Consider the following 26,884-nt stretch of genomic DNA (forward strand, 5'->3'; position numbering starts at 1 on the left):
GTCCTCGGGTCAGTCGTCGTCCGAGCCGGAGTCGTGGTCACCATCGGTGCCGACGACCTGGAAGTGCTCGTCGAGCTGGACGTCTACCTGGATGCCGTCCTCGAGGGTCACCTCGACCTCGTACTTGCTCTCCTCGTCGTCGACCTCGGTCCCGGTGACCTTGCCGCCGCCGGTCTCGTCCAGCGCGGCCTGCTCGGCCTGATCGAGCTCGGAGGCGGGGATGGGCCGTTCGGTGGTGTCGTCGTCGCCGGACAGGGCACGTGCGGCGCCCACGGTTCCGGCAGCGACCACGGCCGCGCCCGCGATGACCATGGCGATGCTCTTGTGGTTCAGCTTGATCTTCATGTCTCTCACGCTAGGTCGATCTGATGAGGAGCCGATGAGTCTCTCATCCGGCACTCATCTGCGCGCCTAGCATGAACACGTGCGGGTGCTGCTGGTCGAGGACGAGGCGAAGCTCGCCGCGCTCGTCGCCCGTGGGCTCACCGAGCGTGGCGGCGTGGTCGACTCCGTCGGGACCGGCGCGCAGGCGCTCGCCTCGGCCCGCGGTGGCGAGTACGACGTGATCCTGCTGGACGTCATGCTGCCCGACATCGACGGGTTCGAGGTCTGTCGCCGGGTCCGTGCCGCGCGGGTGTGGACCCCGATCCTGATGCTGACCGCACGCACGGCGGTGGTGGACCGCATCGCCGGCCTGGACAGCGGTGCCGACGACTACCTGGCCAAGCCGTTCGCCTTCCAGGAGCTGCTGGCCCGGATGCGCGCTCTGGCCCGGCGCGGCCCCGTGCCCAGGCCGGTGGCGCTGGAGGTCGGCGACCTGCGGATGGACCCGGCGGCGCGACGAGTCTGGCGTGGGGCGACCGAGCTGTCGCTCTCGACCCGCGAGCTCACCCTCCTGGAGGCCCTCATGCGCCGGCCTGACCAGGCGCTCACCCGCGAGCAGCTGCTCGCACTGGCGTGGGGCGACCCCCACGACGTCACCTCCAACGTCGTCGACGTCTACGTGCGCTATCTGCGAGCCAAGATCGACCGGCCCTTCGGCGTGAGCACCCTGCGGACCGTACGTGGCGTGGGCTACCGACTCACCGCGGAGACGTCGTGAGGGGCTGGCCGCCGTCGCGGTGGCCGTTGCGTACCCGGGTCGCGCTCGCCTTCCTGGCCGCGACGGCGATCGCGGTCACCGGCCTCGGTGTCCTGGTCCAGCTGCGGGTGAGCGATGCGCTGGAGGACCGCCTGCGCGACTCGGTCGCCGCGGAGGCCGACCGGCTCGAGGCGGAGCGCGACGGAGACCTGCCGGAAGCCGTCTCGGCCCTCGGCGGCGAGGTCCATGCCCAGCTCCTCACCGAGGACGGCGACGTCGAGGCGACCTCGAGGCTCGTGGCGGACCCGCTGCTCGACGCCGCCGAGCTCCGGGCGTCCCGCAGGAGCGGCTGGCTCGAGAAGACTGTCACCGTCCTCGACGACGACGCCGCGGCCGAGGGAAGACCCGACCCGGAGCAGGAGCGGCTCCTTCTGCTGGTCAAGCCGGTCGGGCAGGGCTTCCTGGTCGTGGGTACGTCGCGCCAGGACGCGGACGACGCCCTCAGCACGCTGCGCAACCAGCTGCTGATCGCGGGGCCGCTCGCTCTGGCCGTGGCCGGTGGGCTCGGCTACGTCGTCGCCGGTGCGGGCCTGCGGCCGATCGAGCGGATGCGCTCCCATGCGGCCACGATCTCCGCGCGCAGCGCCGGCGAGCGACTACCTGTCCCGGAGGCCGACGACGAGCTCCGCCGCCTCGCGCTCACCCTCAACGCCATGATCGGCCGCCTCGACGAGGGTCTGCAGCGCGAACGCAGGTTCGTCGCCGATGCCAGCCACGACCTGCGTACGCCGCTGGCGCTGATGCGCACCGAGATCGAGCTGGCGCTGGCCGGGCAGCGAACTCCCGAAGAGCTGAGGCTGGCCCTGCACTCCGTCGAGAAGGAGGTGCGACGCCTGATCGCGCTGGCTGAGGAGCTGCTGGCGCAAGCCGGGTCCGGGGACTCGTTGCCGATCGAGTCGCGCCCGGTCGACCTCGTGGACCTGGCCGCGCGCGTTGTCGAGCGGTTCCGGGTGGCCGCCGGAGGCCGCGACATCACGCTGACGGCGCCACGCACCGTCGACGTCCCCGGCGACGCCGCCCGCCTCGACCGGGCCCTGTCGAACCTCGTCGACAACGCGATCCGGCACGGCGCCGGTGACATCGAGGTCGTGGTCGGTGCCGCGCCCGGCGGTGCGGTCGTCACGGTCACCGACGAGGGTGACGACCTCCCGGACCACACCTGGCCGCAAGACCCGGGGCTCGGCCTGACGATCGTCCGCGAGGTCGCCCGGGCGCACGGCGGCACGATCGACGTCGACCGCGTCGATGGCCGCACCTGCGTACGTCTGGTGGTTGCGTCGCCGCAGGACCACTAGCGGTCATGGCACGGGTCAGCGGTGGCGGTGACGAGGCCGGCCGCGAGCCGGTGGAAGACCTGGGACATCTCGGCGCGCGCCCGGGGCCGGTCGTCGGCGGCGAGCACGTAGAGCGCGGCCTCGTCGGCCATCGCGACCAGCGCGTGTGCCAGCGGGCGGGTCGGGAGCGCCTCGATGGAGCCGTCGTCGATGGCCTGGCGGAGGAGGCCCTCGATGAGGTCGAGGATGTAGGGCTGGCACAGCTCGCGCCAGCGCGCCCAACCGAGCACGGCCGGTCCGTCGAGCAGCACGATGCGCTGAACCTCCGGCGCCTCGCACGCGTCGAACCACGAGTCGAGGGCGGCGCGCATCAGACCGGCGAACTCGGTCTCGCCGCTCGACAACGCCTCGGCCGCGACCCGCTCGGTCACCTCCGACTCGACTGTCGTGAGCACGCTGGCGAAGAGCTCCACCTTGTCGCCGTACTGGTGATACAAGGCGCCTCTGCTCACGTTGGCGGCGGAGGTGAGCGCCTCGGTGCCCACGCCGTTGAAACCGTGGGTGGCGAAGAGCTCGCGCCCGGCTGTGACCAGCGCGGCTCTCGTCGCCGCGGAGCGGTCGGCTTGCGTACGTCGTTCCATTTCCATACAGTCTGTTCGTAACTTACCTACACCTTGCACGTAACTGTATCCCGCAGGAGAGTCCATGCCGGTGATCACTCTGCCCCAAGGTCGGCTCAACGTCCGGGTCGCCGGGCCGGAGGAGTCCGGCCGTCCCCCGGTCGTGTTCCTGCATCCGATCCTCGCCGACGGGGCGTTGTGGCGCCCCGTGGCCGACCGGCTTGCGGAGCAGGGTGTGCGCAGCTACGCGCCCGACTGGCCACTGGGTTCCCACACCCTTCCGCTGGAGCCGGCGGCCGATCGCTCGCCGGCGGGTGTGGCGGGTATGGTCAGCGACTTCCTCGCCGCCCTCGACCTGCGCGACGTCACGCTGGTCGGCAACGACACCGGAGGCGCCATCGCGCAGTACGTCGTGGACGCCGGTGATGAGCGCGTCTCGCGCGTCGTGCTGATGAACTGCGACGCCTTCGACGTGTTCCCGCCGTTCCTGGTCAACTTGATCCTCGGCCCTCTGCGCAGCGTCCTCGCCGGCAGGATCGCGTTGCTCCCGATGAGGCTGCGCCCGGTGCGTCATTCCTGGCTGGGATTCGGTCTGCTCGCGAAAAGCCTGCCCGCAGAGCTCACGCGCTCCTGGATCGAACCGGCACTGCGTGACCGTCGGATCCGCTTCGACCTCTCGAGGCTCCTCCGCAACGTCCGCCCGGCGGAGCTGCAGGGCGTGACCTCGCGGCTCGCGCGGGCCACGGTGCCGATCACCGTTCTCTGGGGGACGGGGGACCGGGTGTTCCGGCCGTCCCTGGGTCGGCGACTGGCTGACACCATCGGGACCGACCTCGTCCCGGTCGACAGGGCGAGGACCCTGCTCGCACTGGACGCTCCGGATGCGGTGGTGGCCGCCATCCGCGCCGCCGCCTGAGGGGCCACGGGGTGGGAGTCCTCTACGGTGTGACGCGTCGCCTGACGTACTCGTGCTTGAAGGGAACCGCGAAGCCATGAACACGAACCAGCCGGACAGTGCCGTCGACCCGGGTGTCGGTCTGAGCGTCGACGGTGCGGTGGCGACCGTGCTGCTGGACCGTCCTGACGTACGCAATGCGCAGCATCCGGCGATGTGGGCGGCGATCGCGGGGTTCCTCGAGTCGCTCCCGGACGAGGTGCGGGTCGTCGTGGTGCGCGGTGCTGGGGGCACGTTCTCGGCGGGGCTGGACCTGTCGCTGGTCGACCCGGGTCAGACCGAGGTGGAGGGCAGCCTGGTTGCGACGCTGGCGCGCAGCGACCAGGAGGTCGTCGACCTCATCGGGGAGTACCAGCGGCCGTTCGTGGCGCTGGCCGACCCGAGGTTCATCTCGATCGCCGTCGTCGACGGGTACGCGATCGGTGCCGGTTTCCAGCTGGCGCTGGCGTGCGACCTGCGGATCATGGCCGAGGACGCCTGGGTCTGCATGAAGGAGCCTGCGCTGGGACTGGTGCCCGACCTGGCCGGCACCAAGCCGCTGGTCGAGGCGGTGGGCTATTCGCGAGCGCTCGAGATCTGTGCCACCGCGCGGAAGGTGGGTGCCGAGGAGGCCGGGCGGATCGGGCTCGCGCAGAGCGTGGTGCCCAGGGCCCAGCTGGACTCCACGCTCGCCGATCTGGTCGCCTCGCTCGTCGCCCACGATGCGACCGCGGTGCGGCGTACGCACGAGCTCCTGGCGGCGGCGTCGGGGCGGAGCCTCGATGAGCAGCGTCTCGCCGAGCGCACCGCGCAGGTGGGCCGCCTCCGCGCCGTGCTCGGACGCTGAGTCGGCGAGCCTAGGAGACCGGCTGGCCCTGGTCGACGAAATCGATCCCGACGGCCAGCTGGCGCAGCCGGGTGCCGAACCAGGCGGCCGCGAGGCAGATGACGAGGTACATCGAGACCGCCTGGGTCGCGTAGTTCGGGTAGTGGAGCACCCAGATCACGTGGTCGTCGGGCGAGGCTGGGTCGGCCCAGATGTAGGGCATCATCCAGGCGATGAAGCCGCCGGTCAGCTGGGACGCGACGAAGATCAACAGGGCCTCCCCGGCGCGGCCCCACCACTGGCGAGGCAGCTCGCGACGCAGCGCCGGCCCGACCTTGCCGACGAGTCCCGGCCGCCAGCCGGCACCGGGCGCGACCCGGGCCGAGAGCCGCGGAGCCACCGCGATCAGCAGGAACGAGAGCACCAGGAACGCGGTGATGCCGAACGAGGTGATCCCCGGCACCAGGGCGACCCGGCTCCGCATGAGGCCGGGGGTCAGCAGCAGTGCGGCGAGCGGAGTGCCCACGAGCAGGGCAGCGAGGTAGCACCGGAGCAGGGCACCGGCGAAGGTGAGGGAACCAGCGGCCGACCGGGGTGGCGAGAGCTCGATCCTCATGGCCGGAGACTAGCCTGTTATTTCACCAAGGTGAAACAAATTAGGAGTCCACGTGTCCGAGGACGGCAACCGGCTCGGTTCCGAGCTGAGCCTCCATGTGGTGATGTTCCACGAGGCCATCGCCCGCCGCCTGGGCGTCGGCAACAGCGAGCACAAGATGCTCGACCTCGTCGCCCGTCACCCCGACGGCATCACCCCCGGGGAGCTCTCGGCCGCCACCGGCCTGAGCAACGCCGCCGTCACCAAGATCGTCGACAAGCTGGTCGCCGCCGACTACGTACGACGTGAGCGCAGCTCGCGTGATCGCCGGTCCTTCCGGATCCACACCACACCCCACTTCCGGCAGACCTCGCGCCCGACGGCGGCCGGGCTCGCTCGGCGGATCGAGGAGATGAACCGAGGGTTCGACCAGGAGGAGCTCGCTGCCATCGGGAGTTGGGTCACGGGAGTGATCGAGGCGCTGCGGGCCGAGACCGAGCGACTGGAGTCCGGCGACTGAAGGCACGTCAGTCGGCCTCGAGGACCGGGCTGCCGTCGGTGGGATGACGATGGCGCTGGCGGGAGTCAGGTCGACCCGATAGGTGTCGCCTGCGGTCACCGAGGCGAGCACAGCCTCAGCTTCGGCGCGGCTCCCGAAACGCTGCGTTGCTGGAGGCGTTCTAGGACCATCGCGCCCAGTCCGCTGGAGTGTCGACCGACGGCTGATCGACCACCCATTGGCGGAAACGGTCGATCTCGGCTTGGTAGGCAAGCGGTGGGTAGCTGCTCCAGTCCTTGACTCCCGGCCAGAGCAGCTCGACCTCGATGTCGTTGTCGCGCGCCGTGATCGAGTAGAGCTCCCGGTTGTCCCGTCGGGAACCGATCACCATCCCGTTGAGAACGTGGTCGCAGGTGAAGTCTCGAACCCATCGCGGCCGGAAGCGGCTGCGCCGGGCGTCAGGTGTCGGGCAAGGAGCGACCTCGATGCTGTGGATAACTCGGATCGAGGCCAGGTTGTGGACGGAAAGTGGCCCGCGGTCATGATCGGAATCAGGTGCGGCGGGTGAACCGGATGCTGCCATCCGGTAGGCGCTCATGAACGTACGCCGGGTTGTGCGCCAGCCGGTGATGATGGGGACACAGCAGGGCCCCGTCTTTCAGGTCGGTTTTGCCGCCGGCGGCCCAGGGGTCGAGGTGGTGAGCGTCGCACCACTCCGGTGGCATGTCACAGCCCTCGGCTTGGCAGCACTTGTGCTGCAGCCGGAGTGCTTTGCGCTGGATGGGTTGGAAGAACCGGCTGCCGCGGCCGGCGTCGAGGACCTCACCGTCACCACCGAGGACCCAGGGGATGATGGTGGCGTTGCAGGCCATCCGCCGGGCCTCGGCCGCGGTGATGGTGGCCCCGTTGGTCTCGTCATAGCCCAGGGTGGCGACCCCGAGGTCCTTGCGGAGCTCCTGGAGGCTGATGACCACGTTGACCACGGTGGCGTCGCCACCGTGACGCGGCAGGCTGGCGGGATCGATGGTCTCCAGCAGACGCGAGAACCCCTGACCCATCAGCCGCTCCCACGGCAGCAGCGGGCTGCCCTTGGCGACGAGCTGTTGTTTGCGGGGTTGGGCGTAGGCCTCGACGAGTCGTTTGAACCGCATCCCGATCGAGACCGGGAGGACCCCGTCGAATCCGATGGTGCCGTCGTGGTTGTCCCACACCCGTACCGCGGTCTTCTGCTGGGCGCGTTCCTCCTCAGCGAGGAGGGCTTTGGCTTCGGCGTCCTCGAACCGAGCGGGGTGGATCTCGACCAGGATCCGTTTGCCCGCGATCCGCAGCTGGTTCACGGTCAACGTGCGCGCGTAGTCGACCAGCAGCTTCTCGGCCAGGGCCAGGTCCTCGGCACTAGCGACCGGATCCGTCTCGATCGTGTCGAGTGCTTGGGTGACTACCCGGGCCTTGTCCAACGACACCACGCCTTCGACCAGGCCGGCAGCGACCAGGTCGTATCGGGCGACCCTGGTCGCCAGTTTGATCTGCGAGCGCGCCACACCCTTGTCGACCAACAACTCGGCCCGCATCCAGGCCGAGGCGTCCTTCGCGCCGGTCTCCTCCGCGATGTCACCGGCAGATGCGAGCACCCGCAGCTTCAACGCGGCCTGCTGCGCCTGGAGCTTCTCCAACCGACCCAGCAGGTCCTTCTTCTGGCTCGTGCGCCAATAGGCGGGGTCGCTGGCGAGGAGGTCGTGAAGGGCGGTCTCGATGGTCTGCAGGGCAGCGTCGATCGCGTCGCCGGGGTTGGTGCCCCAGTGGTCGATGTTGCGGCCGAGGCTCATCGGATGCCTCTCCTTAGAGGTGTGTTGTGATGGGTCTGATTCTACGCTGAAACCAGCCCTGCTGGCTATCTATTTTCCCAGGTCAAACCCTACTTTTGGGATGAGTGAAAGATGTCGTTCTTGTGGATGGTAAGTGGCCCGAAGGGCCATCCCTCACGCCCCAGCAACACCATCTGTCCCGGGGAGTGAATGCGCTGCGCCACACCCGGGCCGCCGCCCCGATAACCAGCCAAATCTTTTCTCGATCTGGTCCGGTGTCCAGGACCGCCGCAGGCGGCCGGCGAAGCCGGCGCCCGTAGGGCGTCCTTGACGCCGGACCAGATCGAGAAGACCCTCCAGAACGGGTCGGCGGCCCACGGTCCGCCAAGAACCAGTCCCTAACCACTGTCTACGACAGAAAGGTCACCACGCTCGACCGGACCAGTCGCGGAAGCGACTGTGTTGGTCTCGACACGCTCGCTGGCGCTCGCGGCTCGACCAGCGAGCGAGGACTCGTCAGCGGGATGGATGTGCCGGCTCGACCAGCGAGGGAGTCGGCACTCGTCAACGGGACAGATGCGCCGACTCGACGAGCTGGTCAGGCGGTGAAGGGTGTGGTGCCGAAGCGTCCCACGACGACGAAGGTGGCCAGGGCGAGGTAGACGACGTTGACCAGGGCGAGCTTCGCCTGGCCTAGGCGGCCGTGGGTGATCATCGTGCCGATCATCAGGGCGATCCAGCAGGCGGCGGTGACGGGCACCAGGACAGGCGCGACGTCGAACACAGCGGGAAGGGTGAGGCCGATCGCGGCCAGGATCTCGAGGATCCCGAGAGCCCTGACGAAGGTCGGGCTGGCGCCGCGGGTCCATGCGGCGCCGTCGTGCTGGGCCAGCTTGTCCAGCGGCATGAAGGTCTTGGTGAGGCCTCCTGCCAGGGCGACGAGGGCCAGCAGTCCGGCGATGATCCAAAGGGCGACGTCCATCGTTCTCTCCTGTTCTGTGGGGTCACACCTGGAGACGAGACGGCACGATGCTCTGTGACATGACCCGATCGGCGTCAACCAGCTTTGGGAGTGTGGGTGCCGTCGGTGCTGGGCGGGTAGGGGACGAGCATCCCGGTGGAGCGGCCGAGCTCGTCGAGCTTCCAGCCGAGGCGCTTGATCTGCCGCAGGACGATCGCGGACTCGGCCACCTTGAGCGGCGCGAGGTCGCGCTGGAGATGCTCGTGGAGGAGCATGGCGCTCTCGGGCGAGCGGGTCCAGGTGCTGATCAGCAGGTTGGTCGGCCCCGGCAGACCCACGACCTGACGTACGCCTGGAGTGGCCCGGAGACGGTTCGCGCACGCGGTGACGTCGTCGACCGGCGCCTGGCACCAGGTCTGCACCACGATCGGCAGCAGCGTCAGGCCCTGGGCGACCTCGCAGCGGAAGGTGACGGCGTCGGAGGCGAGCAGCTGGCCGAGCTGGCGGCGGGTCGTCGACAACGGCCGGCCGGTCCGGCGCGCGATGTCGGCCGCGCTGCTGCGGCCGTTCCGGATCAGCGCCTGGGTGAGAGCGGCGTACGGCTCGGCCCAGGGGTTGACCGGGGCGGACCTGGCGTCGCCGGCGCTGCTGTGGTCCGGGATCCGGGCGACCGCCCGGGCGCGCTCCGGGTCGAGCCCGCCGACCCGCCAGCTGCTCGCGTCGAGGTGGAGCCGGGCGACATGGTGGGCGCGTACGCCGAGGACGCCCGGCAGGGCGGACAGGTCGTCGAGAAGCAGCTTGGGCATGTCACCGGGGCCGAGGCCGACAGCCGTCACGATCAGCCCGTAGTCGCGGGCCGCCTCCTCGATGGTGATGATCATGGGCCATGCGGCCAGCTCCTGGGCGAGGGTGCCGGCGCGTCCGCTGACGCAGGAGATCTCCGCGACGGCGAGGCTGGTCCCGTACTCGCCGCGGACACGCGGATGGCCCATGACCCAGGCGCTGCCGTCGGCGCGCAACCGCTCCCAGCGACGGCTCAGCGTCGCCGGCGAGGTGCCGAGGGCGGCGGCGAGGTCCGTCCAGGAGGCGCGCGGCCTGATCTGCAGTGCGTGGATGAGCGAAAAGTCGTCCTCATCCAGTGTCGCCATGGTCACATCCTGTCCGATCGCCCTTTCGGACGGGCGATTCGGTCCAATTCGGCGGCCGCCGGAGTACGCCTCGCCATACTCGTCCCGCTCACTCGAGCCTGCACCCGAGAGGACCCCGAAACATGACCCGACGCTGGACGAAGCGACTGCTCCTGGCCGTACTCACCATTCTCCTCATCGGTGGCGCCGGCTTCTTCGCGCTGGCGCCCGGGATCGTGGAGAACGCCCAGAACAAGCTCCGTCCGGCCAGCCTGCCGGAGGTGACGCCCGAGACGCGACGGCTGCACGACTCCCTGCGGGTCATCGACATGCACAGCGACACCCTGATGTGGGACCGCGACGTCCTGGAGCACTCGGACCGCGGTCACCTCGACCTGCAGCGGATGGAGGACGGCAATGTCGCGCTGCAGGTCTTCTCGTCGGTGTCGAAGTCGCCCAAGGGGCAGAACTACGACAGCAACACGGGGGACAGCGACAACATCACCCTGCTGACCTTCGCCCAGCTCCAGCCGCCCCGCACCTGGACGTCGCTCCTCGACCGCTCGCTCTACCACGCCGAGAAGCTCGACCGGGCGGCCGCTGACTCCGACGGCAGGCTGCGACTGATCCGCACCCGCGCGGACCTCGACGCCCTGATCGCCGACCGCGAGTCCGGGAAGGAGGTCACGGGTGCGCTGTTCTCGGTCGAGGGCCTGCAGAACCTCGAGGGCGACTTCGACAACCTGGACACGCTCTACGACGCCGGCATGCGGATGGCGGGATTCACCCACTTCTTCGACAACGAGGTGGCTGGCTCCATGCACGGTGTCGAGAAGGGTGGTCTCACCGACCTGGGACGCCGAGTGTTCGCCGAGATGGAGCGTCGCGGCATCATCGTCGACATCGCGCACGCCAGCCACACCGCGGTCGCCGAGATGCTCGCGATGGCCACCAAGCCGGTGGTGCTCAGCCACGGCGGCGTACAGGCGACCTGCGACGTCAACCGCAACCTGACCGACGAGGAGGTACGCGGGGTCGCCGCGACCGGTGGCGTGGTCGGGGTCGGTTACTGGGACGCCGCGGTGTGCGACCTGACCGTCAAGGCCGTCGCCGACGCCATCGACCATGTCGTCGAGGTCGGCGGCATCGATTCCGCGGCCCTCGGCAGCGACTACGACGGCTCGACCACCGTCGGCTGGGACGCCGGCGACCTCGCCGCGATCACCCAGGAGCTCGTCGATCGGGGCTATGACGAGACCGAGGTGGCGGCGATCATGGGCGGCAACACGCTGCGCGTGCTCCGCGCCACCCTGCCCGAGTAGGGGGTCAGCGCTGCTTCTGCGAGATGGCGTCCGCCAGCGTCCTCGCGCCGGCAGCGATGTCGTCGCCCAGGCGTACGGCGGGTTCGGGAGCGTGGCTCTGCTGGGCTCCGCCGACGGCCACGACGAGATCGGGGCGGTGGTCGTGCAGCGCGGTGATCACCGCGGCGGAGGCGGCGATGTCGGCGGTGGTGGGGATCGCGAGCACGGCGGCGGCGAGTCCTGGATCGTCGATGACACCGAGCCAGTCGTCGATCGGCAGGTCGGCACCGAGGTAGTCGGTGTCCATGCCGTGTCGTCGGGCGGCGACGGCGAAGGCGAGGAGGCCGATCTCGTGCCGGGTGTCGGGTGCGGTCCCGAGGGCGATGCGCGGCCCGTGGCCGTGGGCGGCCGCCGCCTCGTAGGCCAGGGCGAGGCGGCGCATCACCGCGTTCGAGGCCAGATGCTCGCCGGCGACGCTGACCCGGCCGTCGGCCCATGCGTCGCCGAGCTTCTCCAGCGCGGGGAAGACGTGGTCGGTCATCACCGTCTCGAAGCCGCCGAGGGCGAACACCTGGTCCAGGTTCGCCGCCAGGCCGGTGGTGTCGAGTGCCGCAGCGGCGGTCGTCAGTCGCTCTGCGAACCCGGGGGAGGGGCCGGCTCCGTCGCCCCGTGCCTCGGCGGCGATCTCGGGGGACGGCTGAGTGCGAGCGAGCCGGATCGCCTCGGCCGCGGCCAGGCCGGCCGACCATCCCTCGTCCACGAGCTGCTTCATCGAACGCAGGACGGCGACGTCGTGGTCGCCGTACAGGCGGTAGCCGCTCTCGGACCGGTGGGGAGCGATGACGCCGTATCGGCGTTCCCAGGCACGAAGCGTCGCGGTGGTGATGCCGACCCGCTGTGCCGCGTGCTTGATGGTGTACATCTGCGCGGCTACCGGCCCAGTCGGTCCAGGGTCGCGCGCATCTGCTCGGAGGCAGAGTCGCCCAGGCGGGTGAACGCGGGGGTCAGCAGTGGGGCCACCATCCTGGCCATGCCTTTCAGCTCGAACTCGGCCACGTAACGCACGGATGTTCCGCCCGTGGCTGTCGGTACGAAGGTCATCGTGTCATGGGCCACGACCGTCTTGTTCTCGCCTCGTAGGACGACGCGCTCGCCGGGCTCGTAGACCTCCACCACGTAGGTGAGATCGGTGTTGCGCCCGAGGAAGCGAGAGGTGTTCGCGTACGCCGTTCCCACCCCGCCGTCGCCGGAGATGCGGTCGGTGCGCACCGTGCCCGGATCCCACTCCTCGGTGGTCGTGAAGTCGGACAGGAAGTCGAACACCTCGGAGGTCGGTGCGGAGGTCTCCACGGTTCGATCGATCTTCATCATCGGGCCCTTTCAAACCTTTGACATACCTTGTACAAACATTGTACGTTCGATTTCAGAAACTAGCCAGCGGCGATGCCGTTGCCGGAAGAGGGAGTTCCCATGAGCCGAGCGGCCAACACCCCGCGGCCGACCGTCGCCGTGATCGGCGGCGGAGTCTCGGGGCTGACCGCTGCGTACCTCTTGGCACGTAGCCACGACGTCACGCTCTTCGAGGCCGAGCGGAGGCTCGGTGGCCATGCGCACACCCACGAGGTCTCGAGTGCGGCGGGAGCCGTCCTCCGGGTGGACAGCGGCTTCATCGTGATGAACGAGCGCACCTATCCGAACCTGCTCCGGCTCTTCGCGGAGCTCGGCGTCGAGACCCGGCCGACCGAGATGAGCATGAGCATCGTCTGCGACGACTGCGGCCTCTCCTACGCCGGTGGCAAGGGGCTGGTCGGCATCCTGGCCGACCCGGCTCGTCTCGGTGACCCGCGCTTCCTGCGCATGCTGGCGCAGGTGCCGCGGTTCCACCGTCGCGCCCGTCGGCTGCTCGAGACCGACAGTGATCTGACATGGGGCGAGTTCCTGAAGGAGGGCGGCTTCAGCGACTACTTCGTCCAGCACTTCGCCGTGCCGCTGGTCTCCTGCGTCTGGTCGTGCGGTGACGAGGACGCCGCGGCCTACCCGGCGCGGCACCTGTTCGCCTTCCTCGACCACCACGGGATGCTCCAGGTGACCGGGTCGCCCACGTGGCGCACGGTCGTGGGCGGGTCCCGCGCCTATGTCGACAAGATCGCCGAGCACGTGGGCGACCTCCGTGTCGGTGAACCGGTGACCGCCGTGGAGCGGTACGCCGATGGGGTCGAGGTGCGCACCGGGACCGGGTCCAGGCGCTTCGACCGCGTGGTGGTGGCGACCCACGCCGACCAGGCGCTGAGGCTCCTGGCTGACGCGTCCCCGGAGGAGAAGGCGGACCTGATGGCGATCGGGTATTCGCGGAACGAGACTTGGCTGCACCGTGACGACGCCCTGCTGCCGGCCTCGCCCCGTGCCCGGGCGTCGTGGAACTATCGCCTCGCCTCGTGCGGGGGTGGCGCCGACAAGGTGGTCGTCAGCTACTGGATGAACCGGCTCCAGGGTCTCGACGACCACGACGAGCATGTGGTGACGCTCAACGCCACCGAGCATGTCGATCCGGCCAAGGTCACCGCACGGATGAGCTACGAGCACCCGGTGTTCACCACCGAGGCGGTCGCGGCAGCGGCCCGGCTGCGTACGTCCGGGGGGCCTCGCCTGGCCTTCGCCGGTGCCCATCTCGGCTGGGGCTTCCACGAGGACGGCTGTCGCTCCGGCGTGGGGGCGGCCGAATCGTTCGGGGTGACCTGGTGAGCACTTCACCGGTCTTTCCCGAGGTCCCGGCGCTGGTCGTGGGTCATGTCAGCCACACCCGCGAGAGGCCGTTGCGGCACTCGTTCCGTCACCGCAGCTACCAGTGGCTCGTCGACGTCGACGAGCTGCCTCGCCTCCCGCTCTGGCTGCGTCCCCTGGCCGGGTTCCGGGCTGCCGACCATCTCGAGGCAGGCTCCTCGGGGCGCGGCATCCGGGGCGACCTCGGCGCGTTCCTCGCCGGCCACGGCATCGACCTCACGCCGGCCGATCGGGTGCTGATGCTGGCGAACGCCCGTGTCCTGGGCCATGTCTTCGATCCCCTCACGGTCTTCTGGGTGCAGGCGGACGACGGTGCTTTGCGCGCCGTCGTCTTCGAGGTGCACAACACCTACGGCGGCCGCCACGCCTACCTGCTCGACATCGATCGACACGGGCACGCCCGCACGGGCAAGGCCTTCTACGTGTCGCCGTTCAACGACATGGCCGGGACCTACGAGATCGGGCTGCGGGTCGACCCGGAACACGTCTCGGTCACCGTCGGTCTCGACCGCGACGGCGCCCGCGTGCTGACGGCGAACACCCGCGGGACCCCGGAGCCCGCGACGCGTCGTGCGCTGCTGCGGGTCAGCCTCACCCATCTGCTGATGCCCCATCGGGTCAGTGCGCTCATCCGGTTCCACGGGATCCGGCTGTGGCTGCGCAGGTTGCCCGTCATCCCACGTCCCGTCCCCCAGAAGGAGGCCACATCATGAGTGTGAAGCCGGTGACGCTCGAGAGCGCGGAACCCGTGCTGCTCGAGCTGTCGGCGAATGGATCGCAGGCTCCCACGGGCGGCCTGCGAGCAGGCATCGCCAAGCAGATCCTGCGCCTGGCCACCCGGCAGGTCTCGGTCGACGTCGCGCTCCCCGACGGCACGCTGCTCAACCGCCGCCGCGGATCCTCCGCCGATGGAAGGCCGGGCATCGTGCTGCGACGCCCGGAGTCGTTCTACGGCCGGATCGCGGCGAACCCGAAGATCGGTCTCGGCGAGGGCTACACGGCCGGTGACTGGGACACCGCGGACGGCACCGATCTCGCGGACGCGCTGACGCCGTACGCCGAGCGCCTCGGCGGGCTGCTGCCGGGCTGGATGCTGCGGCTGGGCCGCCTGGTCGACCAGCCCATCCCCGCCGACCAGCGCGGCGCCGTGGAGCACTCCCAGGAGAACATCGCGGCTCACTACGACCTCGGGAACGACATGTTCGCCGCGTTCCTCGACCCCAGCCTCAGCTACAGCTCGGCTCTCTTCGACCACACCCGACCGGTCGCCGAGCAGAGCCTGCACGAGGCCCAGCTGCGCAAGGTCGACGCGGCCCTCGACCTGGCCGGCGTCGGTGCCGGCGACGAGGTGCTGGAGATCGGTACGGGGTGGGGGACCCTCGCGATCGAGGCGGCTCGGCGCGGTGCCCGGGTCACGACCGTCACGCTCTCGGTCGAGCAGGCCGCCCTGGCCAGGGAACGGATCGAGGCCGTCGGCTGCAGTGACCGGGTCGAGGTGCTCGTGCAGGACTACCGCCACGTCGTCGGCACCTTCGACGCCGTGGTCAGCGTGGAGATGATCGAGGCGGTCGGCGAGCGCTACTGGCCGGACTACTTCGCCGCCTTGTCACGTCTGGTGCGTCCGGGCGGGGCCATCGCCCTGCAGTCGATCCTGATGCCGCACCAGCGCTACCTGGCGACCCGCCACTCCTACGGCTGGATCCAGAAGCACATCTTTCCGGGCGGGCTGATCCCGTCCGCCACCGCCATCGCCGAGCAGGCCGCCCACGTCGGACTGAGCGTGACCCGCACCGACCGGTTCGGAGCCGACTACGCCGAGACCCTGCGCCGCTGGCGCTCCGCCTTCCTGGCCGCGTGGCCGACGATCGAGTCGGACACCTTCGGCGAGGAGTTCCGTCGAACCTGGGAGTTCTACCTGGCCTATTGCGAGGCGGGCTTCCGGGCGGGAGCCATCGACGTCGCCCAGATCCGCCTGGAGGCCGACGGACGGGAGGACTCGTGACGACGTCGTTGATGTGGTTCCGGCGGGACCTGCGTCTGGGGGACCATCCCGCCCTGCAGGCCGCGGCCGCCGACGGGCCGGTGGTGCCGCTGTTCGTGCTCGACCCGCGCCTGGCCGGCTCCGGGCGGAGGTGGGGACGGCTGCTGGCCTCGCTCGCCGCGCTGCGCGAGGAGATGGGCGGGGCTCTGGTGATCCGCCAGGGCGACCCGGCCGAGGTGGTGGCCCAGGTCGCCGCCGAGGCGGGGGCGAGCCAGGTGCACGTCTCGACGGAGACGACCCCCTACGGCCGCCGACGCGACGCAGAGGTGGAGCGGCACCTGGCGGACGCCGGTATCGGGCTGGTCGGCACCGGCAGCTCGTACGCCGTGACCCCGGGCAGGGTCCGGAACGGGACCGGGGCGCCGTACCGCGTCTTCACACCCTTCCTGCGGGCGTGGCGCGAGCACGGCTGGCGGGCGCCCGCGGGTGACCCTCAGGTCGAGTGGATGACGAAGCTCGAGTCGGAGCCGCTGCCCGATCCCCCCGACCAGCTCGACCAACTCGAGCAGGAGGCCGGTGAGCGTGCGGCGCTCGACCGCTGGGAGGACTTCTGCGCCGACGACCTGGCCGGTTACGCCTCGGCCCGGGACCGGCCCGACCTCGACCGGACCAGCCGGATCTCGACGGCTCTGAAGTACGGCGAGATCCACCCGCGTACGCTCCTCGCCGATCTGGGCGCGCACGACACCGGCGCCTCCGGAGAGGACGTCGAGCGTTTCGTCGCGGAGCTGGCCTGGCGTGAGTTCTACGCGGACGTGCTCTGGCACGAACCCCGGTCGGCCTGGCGTGACCTGCGGGGAGCACTGCACGGCATGCAGTACGACGAGGACCCCGAGCTGGTGGAGGCGTGGAAGTCGGGTAGGACCGGCTTCCCGTTCGTCGATGCCGGCATGCGCCAGCTGCTCGCGGAGGGCTGGATGCACAACCGCGTACGGATGGTGGTGGCGAGCTTCCTGGTCAAGGATCTGCACATCTGGTGGCCGGTCGGCGCCCGGCACTTCCTCGACCATCTCCTCGACGGTGACCTGGCCTCCAACAGCCATGGCTGGCAGTGGGTCGCCGGGACCGGAACCGACGCCGCGCCGTACTTCCGGGTCTTCAACCCGATCACCCAGGGGCTTCGGTTCGACCCGCAGGGTGAGTACGTCCGGCGCTGGGTACCTGAGCTCCGTCATCTCCAGGGCGCGGCCGCCCACGAGCCGTGGCGCCACTCCGACGGCTTGGCCGACGGCTACCCTGAACGCGTCGTCGACCATGCCGAGGAGCGTCGCGAGGCGTTGGCCCGACTGGCAGAGCTGAAGGACTCGACCCCATGATTCCGTCGCGTACGGCGACCCATGAGTTCCGGCACACGGTGCCGGACGCGGCCGACGTCGTCTTCGGCTGGCACGGCCGGCCCGGCGCGTTCCAACGGCTGGTGCCACCGTGGCAGCCTGTCCGGATCGCCGAGGAGGCCCAGGACCTCGCCGGAGGCACGGCGGTGCTCGACTTCCCCGCCGGCCGGCACTGGGTGGCGCAGCACCTGCCCGAGGAGTACGTCGCCGGGCACAGCTTCGCCGACCGCCTGGTCTCGCGTCCGTTCCTGGTGCCGGTGTCCTGGCACCATCGCCACGACTTCGAGAGCGTCGGCGACGGCACCACCGTGGTCGACAGGGTCACCACGACACTGCCGAGGCGGCTGCTCGAGCCGATGTTCGCCTACCGGCAGCGTCAGCTCGCCGACGACCTGGCGGTTCACCGCTCGGCGGCCGACACACCCCGGCTCACCGTGGCGGTCACCGGCGCCTCCGGCCTGGTGGGGAGCGCGGTCGCGGCCTTCCTCACCACCGGCGGCCACACCGTGGTCCGCCTGGTGCGCCACCGGCCGACCGCCCCCGACGAGCGTTCCTGGGACCCGGCGGACCCCGACCCGGCCTCGCTGGCGGGAGTGGACGCCGTCATCCACCTGGCCGGGCACAGCATCGCCGGCCGGTTCACGGACAGACACAAGGAGCTGATCCGCGACTCCCGCATCGGGCCCACCCGTCTGCTCGCCCGGGCCAGTGCGTCGGCAGGAGTGGGTGCCTTCGTCTGCGCGTCGGCGATCGGGATCTATGGGGCCGACCGCGGCGAGGAGATCCTCACCGAGGACTCCACGACCGGGGACGACTTCCTCGCCCACGTCGTCCGCGACTGGGAGGAGGCGGCGCTGGCCTCGGTCGATGCCGAGACGCGGGTCGTTCTGGTGCGCACCGGGATCGTGCAGAGCCCGCGAGGGGGAGCTCTGCGCGTGCAGCGACCGCTGTTCGCCACCGGCCTCGGCGGACCGATGGGGTCAGGGGAGCAGTGGCAGTCGTGGATCGGGATCGACGATCTCGTCGACATCTACCACCGGGCTCTGGTGGATCCCGGGCTCCATGGTCCGGTGAACGCCGTCGCGCCCGCCCCGGTGCGGCAGCGTGCCTATGCCGCTGCCTTGGGGCGAGCGCTGCACCGTCCGGCGATCCTGCCGACACCGTCGTTCGGTCCCCGTCTGCTCCTGGGCAGGGAGGGGGCGCAGGAGGTGGCCTTCGCCAACCAGCGGGTGGTCCCGCAACGACTCCTCGGGCTCGACCACCGCTTCCGGTTCATCGAGGCCGAGCAGGCCTTGCGACATGTCCTCGGGAGCGTGCGCACATGAGCCGGACCACAGCACCTGACCAGGGGCTCGACCGGGTGCTCGACCGCACGGTCGTGCTGGGCTACACCCGCATCGGCTACGCGATCCGTCGCCGTCGCTGGGCCGAGGGTGACCCACGCCCGGAGGCGCTGGCAGGTAGCACCGCCGTGGTCACCGGCGGCGGGAGCGGTCTCGGGGAGGCCACCGTGCTGGGCCTGGCCCGGCTCGGCGCGCGCGTCCATGTCCTCGTACGCTCGCCCGAACGCGCCGCACCCGCGGTGGCGCGGATCGAGCGGCTGCTTCGCGTCGAGGGCCGGGTCGCCGACCTTCGGACCGAGCGCTGCGACGTCTCCGATCCGGCCATGATCGACGCGTTCGCCGAAGACTTCTGCGCGCGCGACGGCGGGCGCACCGCTGTCGACGTGCTCGTGCACAACGCGGGGGTCATGCCGCCCGAGCGGGCCGAGTCGGTCGAGGGCCACGAGCTGTCCGTCGCCACCCATGTGCTCGGGCCGATCCGGCTGACCGAGCGGCTGCTGCCGGCCCTGCGCCGCTCGGAGCGCGGCGCCAGGCAGGTCTTCGTCGCCTCGGGCGGGATGTACACCCAGCCCCTTCCCGTGGACGACCCCGAGTTCGAGCACGGCACCTACCAGGGCGCCGTGGCGTACGCGAGGTCCAAGCGCATGCAGGTGGAGCTGGCCCCGATCCTGGACCGGCGGTGGTCGCCGGACCGGATCTCCACCTTCGTCATGCACCCCGGCTGGGCGGACACACCCGGCCTCGCCCGATCGCTCCCCGCCTTCCGTACGTTGAGCCGACCGTTGCTGCGACCGGCCGAGGCCGGCGCGGACACGGCCGTCTGGCTCGCCGCCACCGAGCCCGTCCCGCCGTCCGGCACCTTCTGGCACGACCGGCGGCAGCGTCCCACGAGCTATCGGTCAGCGACCCGCCCCGGTCGCGGAGAGGCCGAGGCGCTGTGGAGCTGGGCGGCGGCCGCCGCCGGCCTGGACGGGCTCTAGCTCCGATGTCACCCGATGCGTCACCAACCCCCTCTTGGAAAGGCCTGACCATGCGGTCCGCGCTAGCAGTCCTCGCACAAGTCACCACGAGAAAGGCCACGGCATGGCTGGTCCTGGTGATCACAGTCCTCCTGGCCGGTGCGGTGATGGCGGTCGGATCGTCACTGAGCTCCACCAGCGCGGCGCCCGATCCGCTGCCGGAGGACGCCGAGTCGGCCCGGGTCGCCGAGCTCCAGCAGAGCTTCCCGGGCGGGGACGTGCTGCCCGCGGTCGCGGTGGTCGAGCGTGCGGGTGGGTTGACCGCGGATGACCGGGCTTGGGTCGCCGAGGTGTCGCAGCGCTGGGCCGAGATCAGCGGGAACGAGGTCTCGCCGTCGATCCCGGCGACCGACGGCGACGCCCTGATCGTCGCCATCGACGTCGATGCCGATGTGACCGGGCTCGATCTCACCGAGCTCGTCGGCGACCTGCGGGACACGGTCGACGAGGACCGGCCCGACGGCCTCACCGTCGAGCTCACCGGTGGTGCCGCCTTCGCCGCCGACATCTCCTCGGCGTTCGAAGGTGCCGACGTGCGGCTGCTCCTCGTGACCGCCGCGGTCGTCGCCATCCTGCTGATCCTGACCTACCGCTCGCCGGTGCTGTGGCTCGTGCCCCTGATCGTGATCGCGGTGGCCGACCGCACCGCCTCGGTGGTGACTCAGATCGTCGCGGACTGGACGGGCAGCGGGCTCGACGGCTCGACGTCGGGGATCACCAGCGTGCTCGTCTTCGGTGCCGGCACGAACTATGCGCTCCTGCTGGTCTCGCGCTACCGCGAGGAGCTCCGGCGGCACGCCCACCACCGCGATGCCCTCGCCGCCGCGGTGCGCGGTTCGGCCGAGGCGATCGTGGCCAGCAACCTCACGGTCGTGCTGGCGCTGCTGGTGCTCGTGTTCAGCGTCGCTCCCAACAGCCGGTCCCTGGGGGTCTCGGCTGCGATCGGCCTGCTGGTGGCGCTGCTGTTCGCGCTCTTCGCTCTGCCCGCCGCGCTGTCGTTGTTCGGTCGCGGCCTGTTCTGGCCGTTCGTTCCTCGGAACGGCGACGACAAGAAGTCCCGCGACGGGGTCTGGTTCCGGATCGCCCGCACCGTGGTGGCCCGGCCGGCCGCGGTGCTGGCCGTGGCCGCGGTGATCCTCGGCGTACTCGCCTCCGGGCTCCTGGGCGTCAAGGTCGGGCTCTCGCAGACCGACCAGTTCCGTGTCGACGCCGAGTCCGTCGACGGCCTGGACACGCTCTCGAAGCACTTCCCGCCAGGCGCCTCCGACCCGGTGACGATCGTGGTCGGAGCCGACGAGGCCGACGCGGTGCTCGCGCAGGTCAACCAGCTGGACGGCGTCGACAGCGCGCGCCCCTCGGGCGAGAGCGGCGACCTGGTGAAGATCACCGCGACGCTGGACGACGCGCCGGCGACCCCGGAGAGCATCGAGACGATCGAGACGATGCGCAGCGATCTGGCCGGGACCGGCGCCCTGGTCGGCGGCAGCGTGGCCAAGGACCTGGACAGCCGCAACGGCGCCGAGCGTGATCTCAAGGTCGTGGTGCCGATGATCCTGCTGGTGGTGCTGCTGGTGCTCTTCGCGGTGCTGCGGTCGATCGTGACGCCGCTGGTGCTCGTCACGATCAGTGTGATCGCCACCTTCTCCGCCCTCGGCCTGGGGGCCTGGATGAGCACGCACGTCTTCGGGTTTCCCGCACTCGACGTCAGCACACCGATCTACGCCTTCCTGTTCCTGGTTGCGCTCGGCGTCGACTACACGGTGTTCCTCGTCCTGCGGGCGAGGGAGGAGGCCGCCGAGCACGACACCGTCGATGCGGTGGTCATGGCGGTCGGGCTGACCGGTGGCGTCATCACCAGCGCCGGCATCGTGCTGGCCTCGGTGTTCGCGGTGCTGGGTGTGCTGCCCCTGATCACGCTGACCCAGGTGGGCCTGATCGTGGGCCTGGGCATCCTGCTGGACACGTTCCTCGTCCGCACGGTGGTCGTGCCGGCGGTCTTCGCGCTGGTCGGCGACAGGATCTGGTGGCCGGCGGCGATCTCCCGCCGGCGCACCGAGGAATCCGAGCCGCTGGTCAGCGACCCGCGGTGAGCACGCGGGCTGCCTCCCGGCCGGCGGTGGCGTTGAGCACCCCGGCTCGGGAGCCCGCGAGCTTGGCGGCGATGTGCTCGTCGACGGTGACGTCGCGGTAGAGGCGGGGATGCTCGTCGTCGACGAACCGCGGCAGCGGCCCGACCATCGCCTCGGCGTCGCCGTCGAAGAAGTACGCCGCCGACCGGCGCCGCTGGATGGTGCCGTCGACGATCGGGGGCTTGACCCGGTGCAGGGTCGAGAGCCACTGCTCGTTGGTCAGCCGGGTGGTGAGGTCGCCGAGGTTGATCAGGAGCGCTCCCACGGCCGGGCTGACGTCGTGCCAATTGCCGCCGTGCAGGACCTGGAGTCCCTTGACCCGGTCGGCCCACAGGATCGTGACGATGCCGAAGTCGGTGTGCTCGCCCATGCCGATCATGTCCTCGTCGACCTCGACCCGGGTGCCTTCCGGCAGCGCGTAGTTGTTCATCCGCAGGACCTCGATCGGGTGGGCCGCGAGGCTCGCGATCGCGCCGCGCTCCAGGTCGAGCGCGTCCTCGAAGATCGTGACCATGGTGCGCGCGACCCGGGCGGCCTCGGCGCGCCAGGCGTCGATGCGCGCCTGGAAGCCCGGCACCGTGGGCCAGGTGTTCTCCGCGTAGTGCGCCGTGACGAGGTCGGCGTCGGGGTGGTCGGAGACCGACGAGCCGACGTTGAAGGCCTCGAAGAAGTCCTTCATCCGCGTCTCGGACTGCACGCCGGCGCTGAGCGCGAGCGTCTCGGACTTGGGCGGGGTGTAGCCACGGTTCTCGGCGGCCGGGCGGCGCCACCGGCTCTTCTCCTCCAGGGACTGGGCGAAGAAGTCGTCCATGGCCGCAGCCAGACCCTCGGCGAGGGACGGCGCGACGCCGTGGCCGAGGATCTGGATGAAACCGACCTCACGGCAGGCGGTGTCGATGGCGGCCGCGACGGCGGCCTTCTCCTGGGGCGTTCCGCCCTGGACGTACGCAGCGATGTCGACGGCGGGGACGTGAAAAGTGGTCACGGTGCTCTCCTTGCTCGGAGCAGACGGATGGTCGTGCCCGGAGGTGTCCGCTTTCCCGGCCAGGAGGCCTTGCTTTCCGTTGAACTCGGGCGCCACCACAGTAGGACGCCGAGGTTTCCGCGCTATTTCGGGTCGAGATGCTCGCCGAAGAAGGCGAGGATGCGCCGCCAGGCGTCCTCCGCCTCGGGCTCGGAGTAGTTGAAGCCGACCACGCGCTCCAGGACGGGGGCCGGAGTGGGGAAGCCCCAGTCGTTCATGAAGCTGTGGCCGACGCCCGGGTACTCCTTGACGTCATGGGGCACGTCGCCCTCGGTCAGCGCCGCCTCGACCTTCGCCGCTGCGCCGCGCAGGAGAACGTCCTTGGCGCCGTAGCTAGCGACCATCGGGCACGAGGAGCTCAGCGCGGACAGACTTCCGGGAAGCACCCCGTAGTTGGGTGCGGCAGCGTCGAAGATGCCGCGCGGGGCCAGCAGGAGGGTGAAGCCGCCGCCCATGCAGAAGCCGACGACGCCGACCTTTCCGGTGCAGCGCGGATCTTCGGCGAGGTGGTCACGAGCGGCGATCAGGTCGTCGACCGCGGTGCCCTTGCCGGTCATCAGCGACCTCATCGTGCTGACGACACACCCGACCTTCGGGCCCCGCTCGTAGAGCGCCGGGGTCAGCGTCAGGTAGCCGTTGGCTGCGAACCGGTCACCGATCCGCTTGATGTCCGCGGTCATGCCGAGGATGTCCTGCACGACCACCACGCCGGGCCAGGGCCCGGCACCCTCGGGAACCGAGAGGTAGCCACGCGTCGGACCCGCGGGAGCGGCATAGTCGATCATCGACATCTCATCACCTCGGTGCGACATCTTCGCAGGTCCGACGATCCTGCGGGCCGGACGGCGCCGGACCCGATAGGATTTCGTGGTGATTCGCCAGGCTCGGGGTCTTGACGGAGAGGCCGAGGTGCGTCCTGAGCGTACGTTCGGCCCCAGGCTCCGCCAGCTGCGTGAGTCGCGTTCGCTGACCCAGGGCGCGCTGGCGCGGGCCTCGGGACTCAGCGTCGCGTCGATCCGCGACCTCGAGCAGGGCAGGACCAGGCGTCCCAGGGCCGCTTCGCTGCGCGCGCTCGCCGACGCCCTGGACCTGAGCGCGGAGGAGACGGCCCGGTTCACCGAGGCATTCGCACCCGCCCGCGAGGTCGACGGCGGCTTGGTGAGCCTCGCCGTCCTCGGCCCGACCGTCGTGGTACGCGACGGGGTGCCGGTCGACGTGCCCGACCAGGTCGGGCTGCTGCTGCGGCGGCTGGCCCTGCAGCCGGGGGAGAAGGTCGGGCGTGACGAGCTGCTCGACCTGCTGTGGCCCGAGCTCACCTCCGCGGCGTCGAGCCGGCGGCTGGCCCAGCTGCTCCGGCGCCTGCGTGCCCTCGTCGCGCCGATCGCGGTCGTCCAGGACGGCAGCGCCCTCCGTCTCGACGCCTCGGCCGACGAGCTCGACCTGGTCGCCTTCCGCGAGCTGATCACGACCGACGAGATGGCCCCGCTGACCGATGCGGTCGGCCTGTGGCGCGGGCGCCCCGACGGGTTCGACCAGGCGCCGTGGCTCTCGAGCACGATCGAGGACGAGTACGTCGCGGTCTTGCTCAGATGGGCGAGCCTGGCCGTTGCCGAGGGCCGGGCCATCGAGGCGCTCCCGGTCGTGGGCGAGCTCGCCCGGTTGCGGCCGCTGGACGAGCCGTTGTGGGCGGCGTACGTGAAGGTGCTGGCGGCGGCCGGGCGGCAGGCCGAGGCGCTCGCGGCCTACGACACGGTCCGTTCCGTCCTCGCCGAGGAGCTCGGGCTGGACCCGAGCCCGGTCCTCGAGGACGTACGCCAGGGGACTCTGGAGGGACGCTGGCATGCCCGGCGACCGACGCTGGTCGAGGGCGCCCGCCGTCGGGACGTACCTCGGGAGGTGCCGGCGGCACCCGCACTGATCGGGCATGACGCCGAGCTCGCGATGCTGACGGCAGGGCTCGGCGAGGGCGGCGGTGCCGCGGTGCTGGTCACCGGGCCGGCCGGATCCGGGAAGAGTGCGCTGGCCCTGACCGCCGCGGCCCGGCTGGCCGGGGACTTTCCCGATGGCCAGCTCTACGCCGACCTCCACGGCGTCTCGGGTGAGGCGGTCGAGCCCGGCTCGGTGCTGCGGCGCTTCCTGCGCTCGCTCGGCCTCTCCGGCCAGCAGATCCCGACCGACGATGCCGACGCCGCTGCCCTTCTCCGCAGCGAGCTCTCCGACCGCCGCATGCTGATCGTGCTGGACAGCGTCGACAGCGCCGGCCAGGTCATCCCGCTGCTGCCCGGACTCGGTGCCAACCGGACGATCCTCACGAGCCGCCACCGGCTGCCTGCCCTCGCGGGCACGATCGACCTGGGCCGCCAGATCCACCTCGGCGAGCTCAGCACCGAGGCCTCCGTCGACCTCATCGGCGCGATCGTCGGTCGGGAGCGCGTCGCCGCAGCACCGCGCGCGAGCGAGTCGCTGGCACTGGCCTGCGGCCGTCTCCCGCTGGCGCTCAGGATCGCCGCGGCCCGGCTGCTGAGCCGCCCGGAATGGTCGATCGAGACGTACGCCGACCGGCTGAGCGAGAGCTCCCACCGGCTGGCCGAGCTGGCCGTGGGCGAGGTGAGCGTGGCGGCCAGCCTCGAGATCTCCTACGCCGCCATGCCCGCCGAGGCGCAGCGCGCCTTCCGGCTGTGCTCGCTGATCTCGGCCTACGACTTCGACCCGGCTCCGGCGTGCGCCCTCCTCGAGCGCGACCCCGACACCGCGCAGCGGCTGCTCGAGGACCTGGTCGACGCCAACATGCTGCAGACCGTCATCTCGGACAACACCGCCGCCGACGGAGCCGACGACGGTGTCGGCCGCTACCACTACCACGACCTGCTCCGGCTCCATGCCGGTGATCTGGCCGCGGCCGACCCCGAGCAGCCGCAGGCGCAGCGCCGGCTCGCCGACTGGCTGCTCGACACCACGGTCAGCGCCGGCGACACCGTCTATCCGGGCCGCCTGCGCGCGCTGGAGATCGAGCCGTCGCCGGGGATCCCCTTCCCTTCCGCTGATGAAGCCCGCACCTGGCTGGACCGCGAGGCGCAGCTGCTGATCGCGTTCGCGAAGCAGGCAGCGGCCGACCCCCAACGGCGTCACTACGCCTGGAAGCTCGTCGACCAGGCCCGGATCCACTACCGGACCCGCCTCGACGTGACCACCTACCTCGAGCTGATGACGGTCGGGGCCGAGGCCGCCGCGCTGGAGGGCGAGGCACGGGCCGAGGCCTTCCTGCGTACGCTGCGAGCCGATGTGCTCGGCGTCCTCGGGCGGATGGACGAGGCCTGGGCGGAGTCGGACCGCGCGTGGAGTCTCCTCGACGCAAGCGGTTGGACGCAGGGGCTGGCGTTCGCGGCGATCGTCGACGGCCACCGCCACCGGGTCGCGGACTCCGGACGTGAGGCCGAGGTCGCCTACACGCACGCGCTGAAGATCCTCGGCGACGTCGAGGGCACCGAGGGGCTGCGGGCCTGGGCGCGTCAGGCTCTCGGCATCGCCTGCACCGAGCAGGGTCGCTTCGAGGAGGGACGCTGCCACCATCTCCGGGCGGTCGAGCTGAGCGAGGCGCAGGGCAGCGCCACCCCGCTCGAGCTCGCCACCCTGGCCGCGGCCGAGCGTGCCCTCGGCATGCTCGACTCGGCCGGCGCTCGCCTGGAGTCGGCGCTGGCGCAGGCCACCCGCAACCGGAGCCCGTTCGCCGAGGCCAACGCGCTCGAGGAGCTCAGCCTGCTCGCCCTGGTCCGGGGCGACCATGCCTCTGCGCTCGAGCTCGCCGAGCGGGCCCACCTGACCGCGCGGGCCCACGGGGACGTACGTTTCGTCGCGTCGACGGCGTGCAGCTATGCCGCCGCCCTCGATGCGACCGGAAGCCACCGCGATGCCGCCGAGACCTATGAGTACGCGGTGCGGCTCAGCCACGCCCACGTCGCCTCGTTCACCGAGACCCGTGCTCGGATCGGGCTGGCCCGGGCGCTCCAGGCGGAGGGCGAGACCACGGCCGCCCGGGTCCACGCCCGCCGCGGCCGGCAGCTGGCCGCCGAGCACGGCTTCGCGCCGTTGCGACGCGAAGCCGACCGGGTGCTCGGGCAGCTCTAGTCGAG

Annotated in this window: 25 protein-coding genes; 14 read left to right on the forward strand and 11 right to left on the reverse strand. The window is 70.9% G+C overall.

Translation table 11 applies throughout. The annotated features are described in order from the left end of the window. Positions 1 to 9: 9 nt before the first annotated feature. Positions 10 to 345, reverse strand: a complete 336-nt coding sequence (locus tag ABZ796_RS03920; RefSeq protein WP_357334780.1) for a PepSY domain-containing protein — start codon at positions 343 to 345, stop codon at positions 10 to 12. Between the two features lie 79 nt (positions 346 to 424). Here ABZ796_RS03920 and ABZ796_RS03925 point away from each other — a divergent pair, with 79 nt between their 5' ends. Together ABZ796_RS03925 and ABZ796_RS03930 are read left to right on the forward strand one after the other, a co-directional pair. Beyond that, entirely contained in the window at positions 425 to 1,102 is a 678-nt protein-coding gene (locus ABZ796_RS03925; protein ID WP_357334781.1) for a response regulator transcription factor, read from the forward strand. After that, positions 1,099 to 2,436 carry an ATP-binding protein gene (locus ABZ796_RS03930; protein WP_357334782.1) on the forward strand — a complete coding sequence of 446 codons (1,338 nt, stop codon included), beginning with the start codon at positions 1,099 to 1,101 and terminating at the stop codon, positions 2,434 to 2,436. Before ABZ796_RS03925 ends, ABZ796_RS03930 begins: the two co-directional genes overlap by 4 nt. Here ABZ796_RS03930 and ABZ796_RS03935 read toward each other — a convergent pair. Next, on the reverse strand, positions 2,433 to 3,056 hold the full coding sequence (locus tag ABZ796_RS03935; protein WP_357334783.1) for a TetR/AcrR family transcriptional regulator: 624 nt from the start codon (positions 3,054 to 3,056) through the stop codon (positions 2,433 to 2,435). The genes ABZ796_RS03930 and ABZ796_RS03935 overlap by 4 nt on opposite strands. 64 nt (positions 3,057 to 3,120) lie before the next feature. Between ABZ796_RS03935 and ABZ796_RS03940 the strand changes: the two genes are divergently transcribed. Both ABZ796_RS03940 and ABZ796_RS03945 read left to right on the forward strand, forming a co-directional pair. Continuing rightward, positions 3,121 to 3,951 carry an alpha/beta hydrolase gene (locus tag ABZ796_RS03940; RefSeq protein ID WP_357334784.1) on the forward strand — a complete coding sequence of 277 codons (831 nt, stop codon included), beginning with the start codon at positions 3,121 to 3,123 and terminating at the stop codon, positions 3,949 to 3,951. A gap of 76 nt (positions 3,952 to 4,027) precedes the next feature. Beyond that, entirely contained in the window at positions 4,028 to 4,816 is a 789-nt protein-coding gene (locus tag ABZ796_RS03945; RefSeq protein ID WP_357334785.1) for an enoyl-CoA hydratase/isomerase family protein, read from the forward strand. A gap of 10 nt (positions 4,817 to 4,826) precedes the next feature. Here ABZ796_RS03945 and ABZ796_RS03950 read toward each other — a convergent pair whose 3' ends face one another. Beyond that, the gene (locus ABZ796_RS03950) at positions 4,827 to 5,411 is read right to left on the reverse strand and encodes a hypothetical protein (RefSeq protein ID WP_357334786.1); all 585 of its coding nucleotides are present in this window, start codon (positions 5,409 to 5,411) and stop codon (positions 4,827 to 4,829) included. A gap of 52 nt (positions 5,412 to 5,463) precedes the next feature. Between ABZ796_RS03950 and ABZ796_RS03955 the strand changes: the two genes are divergently transcribed. Next, the gene (locus ABZ796_RS03955) at positions 5,464 to 5,910 is read left to right on the forward strand and encodes a MarR family transcriptional regulator (protein ID WP_357334787.1); all 447 of its coding nucleotides are present in this window, start codon (positions 5,464 to 5,466) and stop codon (positions 5,908 to 5,910) included. 160 nt (positions 5,911 to 6,070) lie between these two features. On the opposite strand, the gene ABZ796_RS03960 is transcribed toward ABZ796_RS03955, so the two are convergent. The 4 genes from ABZ796_RS03960 to ABZ796_RS03975 all read right to left on the reverse strand — a co-directional run bounded on the left by ABZ796_RS03960 (position 6,071) and on the right by ABZ796_RS03975 (position 9,803). After that, positions 6,071 to 6,487 (reverse strand): hypothetical protein, encoded by a 417-nt coding sequence (locus ABZ796_RS03960; RefSeq protein ID WP_357334788.1) that lies wholly within the window; start codon positions 6,485 to 6,487, stop codon positions 6,071 to 6,073. Then, positions 6,441 to 7,715 (reverse strand): DUF222 domain-containing protein, encoded by a 1,275-nt coding sequence (locus tag ABZ796_RS03965; protein WP_357334789.1) that lies wholly within the window; start codon positions 7,713 to 7,715, stop codon positions 6,441 to 6,443. Before ABZ796_RS03965 ends, ABZ796_RS03960 begins: the two co-directional genes overlap by 47 nt. A gap of 577 nt (positions 7,716 to 8,292) precedes the next feature. Further along, positions 8,293 to 8,676 carry a DoxX family protein gene (locus ABZ796_RS03970; protein WP_357334790.1) on the reverse strand — a complete coding sequence of 128 codons (384 nt, stop codon included), beginning with the start codon at positions 8,674 to 8,676 and terminating at the stop codon, positions 8,293 to 8,295. A gap of 74 nt (positions 8,677 to 8,750) precedes the next feature. Next, positions 8,751 to 9,803 carry an Lrp/AsnC family transcriptional regulator gene (locus ABZ796_RS03975; protein ID WP_357334791.1) on the reverse strand — a complete coding sequence of 351 codons (1,053 nt, stop codon included), beginning with the start codon at positions 9,801 to 9,803 and terminating at the stop codon, positions 8,751 to 8,753. 122 nt (positions 9,804 to 9,925) lie between these two features. On the opposite strand from ABZ796_RS03975, the gene ABZ796_RS03980 reads away from it, so the two are divergent. Then, on the forward strand, positions 9,926 to 11,104 hold the full coding sequence (locus tag ABZ796_RS03980; RefSeq protein WP_357334792.1) for a dipeptidase: 1,179 nt from the start codon (positions 9,926 to 9,928) through the stop codon (positions 11,102 to 11,104). 4 nt (positions 11,105 to 11,108) lie between these two features. On the opposite strand, the gene ABZ796_RS03985 is transcribed toward ABZ796_RS03980, so the two are convergent. Both ABZ796_RS03985 and ABZ796_RS03990 read right to left on the reverse strand, forming a co-directional pair. Next, positions 11,109 to 12,005, reverse strand: coding sequence for a MerR family transcriptional regulator (locus tag ABZ796_RS03985; protein ID WP_357334793.1), 897 nt, complete (start codon positions 12,003 to 12,005; stop codon positions 11,109 to 11,111). A gap of 8 nt (positions 12,006 to 12,013) precedes the next feature. After that, a complete protein-coding gene (locus ABZ796_RS03990; RefSeq protein ID WP_357334794.1) occupies positions 12,014 to 12,451 on the reverse strand; it encodes an SRPBCC family protein in 438 nt (145 codons plus the stop codon). A 102-nt stretch (positions 12,452 to 12,553) separates the two neighbouring features. Between ABZ796_RS03990 and ABZ796_RS03995 the strand changes: the two genes are divergently transcribed. The 7 genes from ABZ796_RS03995 (at position 12,554) to ABZ796_RS04025 (ending at position 21,691) form a co-directional block, all read left to right on the forward strand. Beyond that, entirely contained in the window at positions 12,554 to 13,825 is a 1,272-nt protein-coding gene (locus ABZ796_RS03995) for an FAD-dependent oxidoreductase (protein ID WP_357334795.1), read from the forward strand. Continuing rightward, on the forward strand, positions 13,822 to 14,577 hold the full coding sequence (locus ABZ796_RS04000) for a DUF1365 domain-containing protein (RefSeq protein WP_357334796.1): 756 nt from the start codon (positions 13,822 to 13,824) through the stop codon (positions 14,575 to 14,577). The genes ABZ796_RS03995 and ABZ796_RS04000 overlap by 4 nt, the downstream gene beginning before the upstream one ends. Beyond that, a complete protein-coding gene (locus ABZ796_RS04005; protein ID WP_357334797.1) occupies positions 14,574 to 15,866 on the forward strand; it encodes a cyclopropane-fatty-acyl-phospholipid synthase family protein in 1,293 nt (430 codons plus the stop codon). The genes ABZ796_RS04000 and ABZ796_RS04005 overlap by 4 nt, the downstream gene beginning before the upstream one ends. Next, positions 15,863 to 17,221 carry a deoxyribodipyrimidine photo-lyase gene (locus ABZ796_RS04010; RefSeq protein ID WP_357334798.1) on the forward strand — a complete coding sequence of 453 codons (1,359 nt, stop codon included), beginning with the start codon at positions 15,863 to 15,865 and terminating at the stop codon, positions 17,219 to 17,221. The genes ABZ796_RS04005 and ABZ796_RS04010 overlap by 4 nt, the downstream gene beginning before the upstream one ends. Further along, positions 17,218 to 18,564, forward strand: coding sequence for a TIGR01777 family oxidoreductase (locus ABZ796_RS04015; protein ID WP_357334799.1), 1,347 nt, complete (start codon positions 17,218 to 17,220; stop codon positions 18,562 to 18,564). The genes ABZ796_RS04010 and ABZ796_RS04015 overlap by 4 nt, the downstream gene beginning before the upstream one ends. Continuing rightward, on the forward strand, positions 18,561 to 19,562 hold the full coding sequence (locus tag ABZ796_RS04020) for an SDR family NAD(P)-dependent oxidoreductase (protein ID WP_357334800.1): 1,002 nt from the start codon (positions 18,561 to 18,563) through the stop codon (positions 19,560 to 19,562). Before ABZ796_RS04015 ends, ABZ796_RS04020 begins: the two co-directional genes overlap by 4 nt. A 116-nt stretch (positions 19,563 to 19,678) precedes the next feature. Next, a complete protein-coding gene (locus tag ABZ796_RS04025; protein ID WP_357334801.1) occupies positions 19,679 to 21,691 on the forward strand; it encodes an MMPL family transporter in 2,013 nt (670 codons plus the stop codon). Here ABZ796_RS04025 and ABZ796_RS04030 read toward each other — a convergent pair. Both ABZ796_RS04030 and ABZ796_RS04035 read right to left on the reverse strand, forming a co-directional pair. After that, on the reverse strand, positions 21,675 to 22,715 hold the full coding sequence (locus ABZ796_RS04030) for a 2-oxoglutarate and iron-dependent oxygenase domain-containing protein (protein ID WP_357334802.1): 1,041 nt from the start codon (positions 22,713 to 22,715) through the stop codon (positions 21,675 to 21,677). The genes ABZ796_RS04025 and ABZ796_RS04030 overlap by 17 nt on opposite strands. 122 nt (positions 22,716 to 22,837) lie before the next feature. Further along, complete coding sequence (locus ABZ796_RS04035; RefSeq protein ID WP_357334803.1) at positions 22,838 to 23,545, reverse strand: dienelactone hydrolase family protein; 708 nt, start codon at positions 23,543 to 23,545, stop codon at positions 22,838 to 22,840. Between the two features lie 79 nt (positions 23,546 to 23,624). Here ABZ796_RS04035 and ABZ796_RS04040 point away from each other — a divergent pair, with 79 nt between their 5' ends. Then, positions 23,625 to 26,879, forward strand: coding sequence for a BTAD domain-containing putative transcriptional regulator (locus ABZ796_RS04040; RefSeq protein ID WP_357334804.1), 3,255 nt, complete (start codon positions 23,625 to 23,627; stop codon positions 26,877 to 26,879). Positions 26,880 to 26,884 lie beyond the last annotated feature (5 nt).

The organism is Nocardioides sp. NPDC047086, from assembly GCF_040643685.1.
Lineage (GTDB): Bacteria > Actinomycetota > Actinomycetes > Propionibacteriales > Nocardioidaceae > Nocardioides.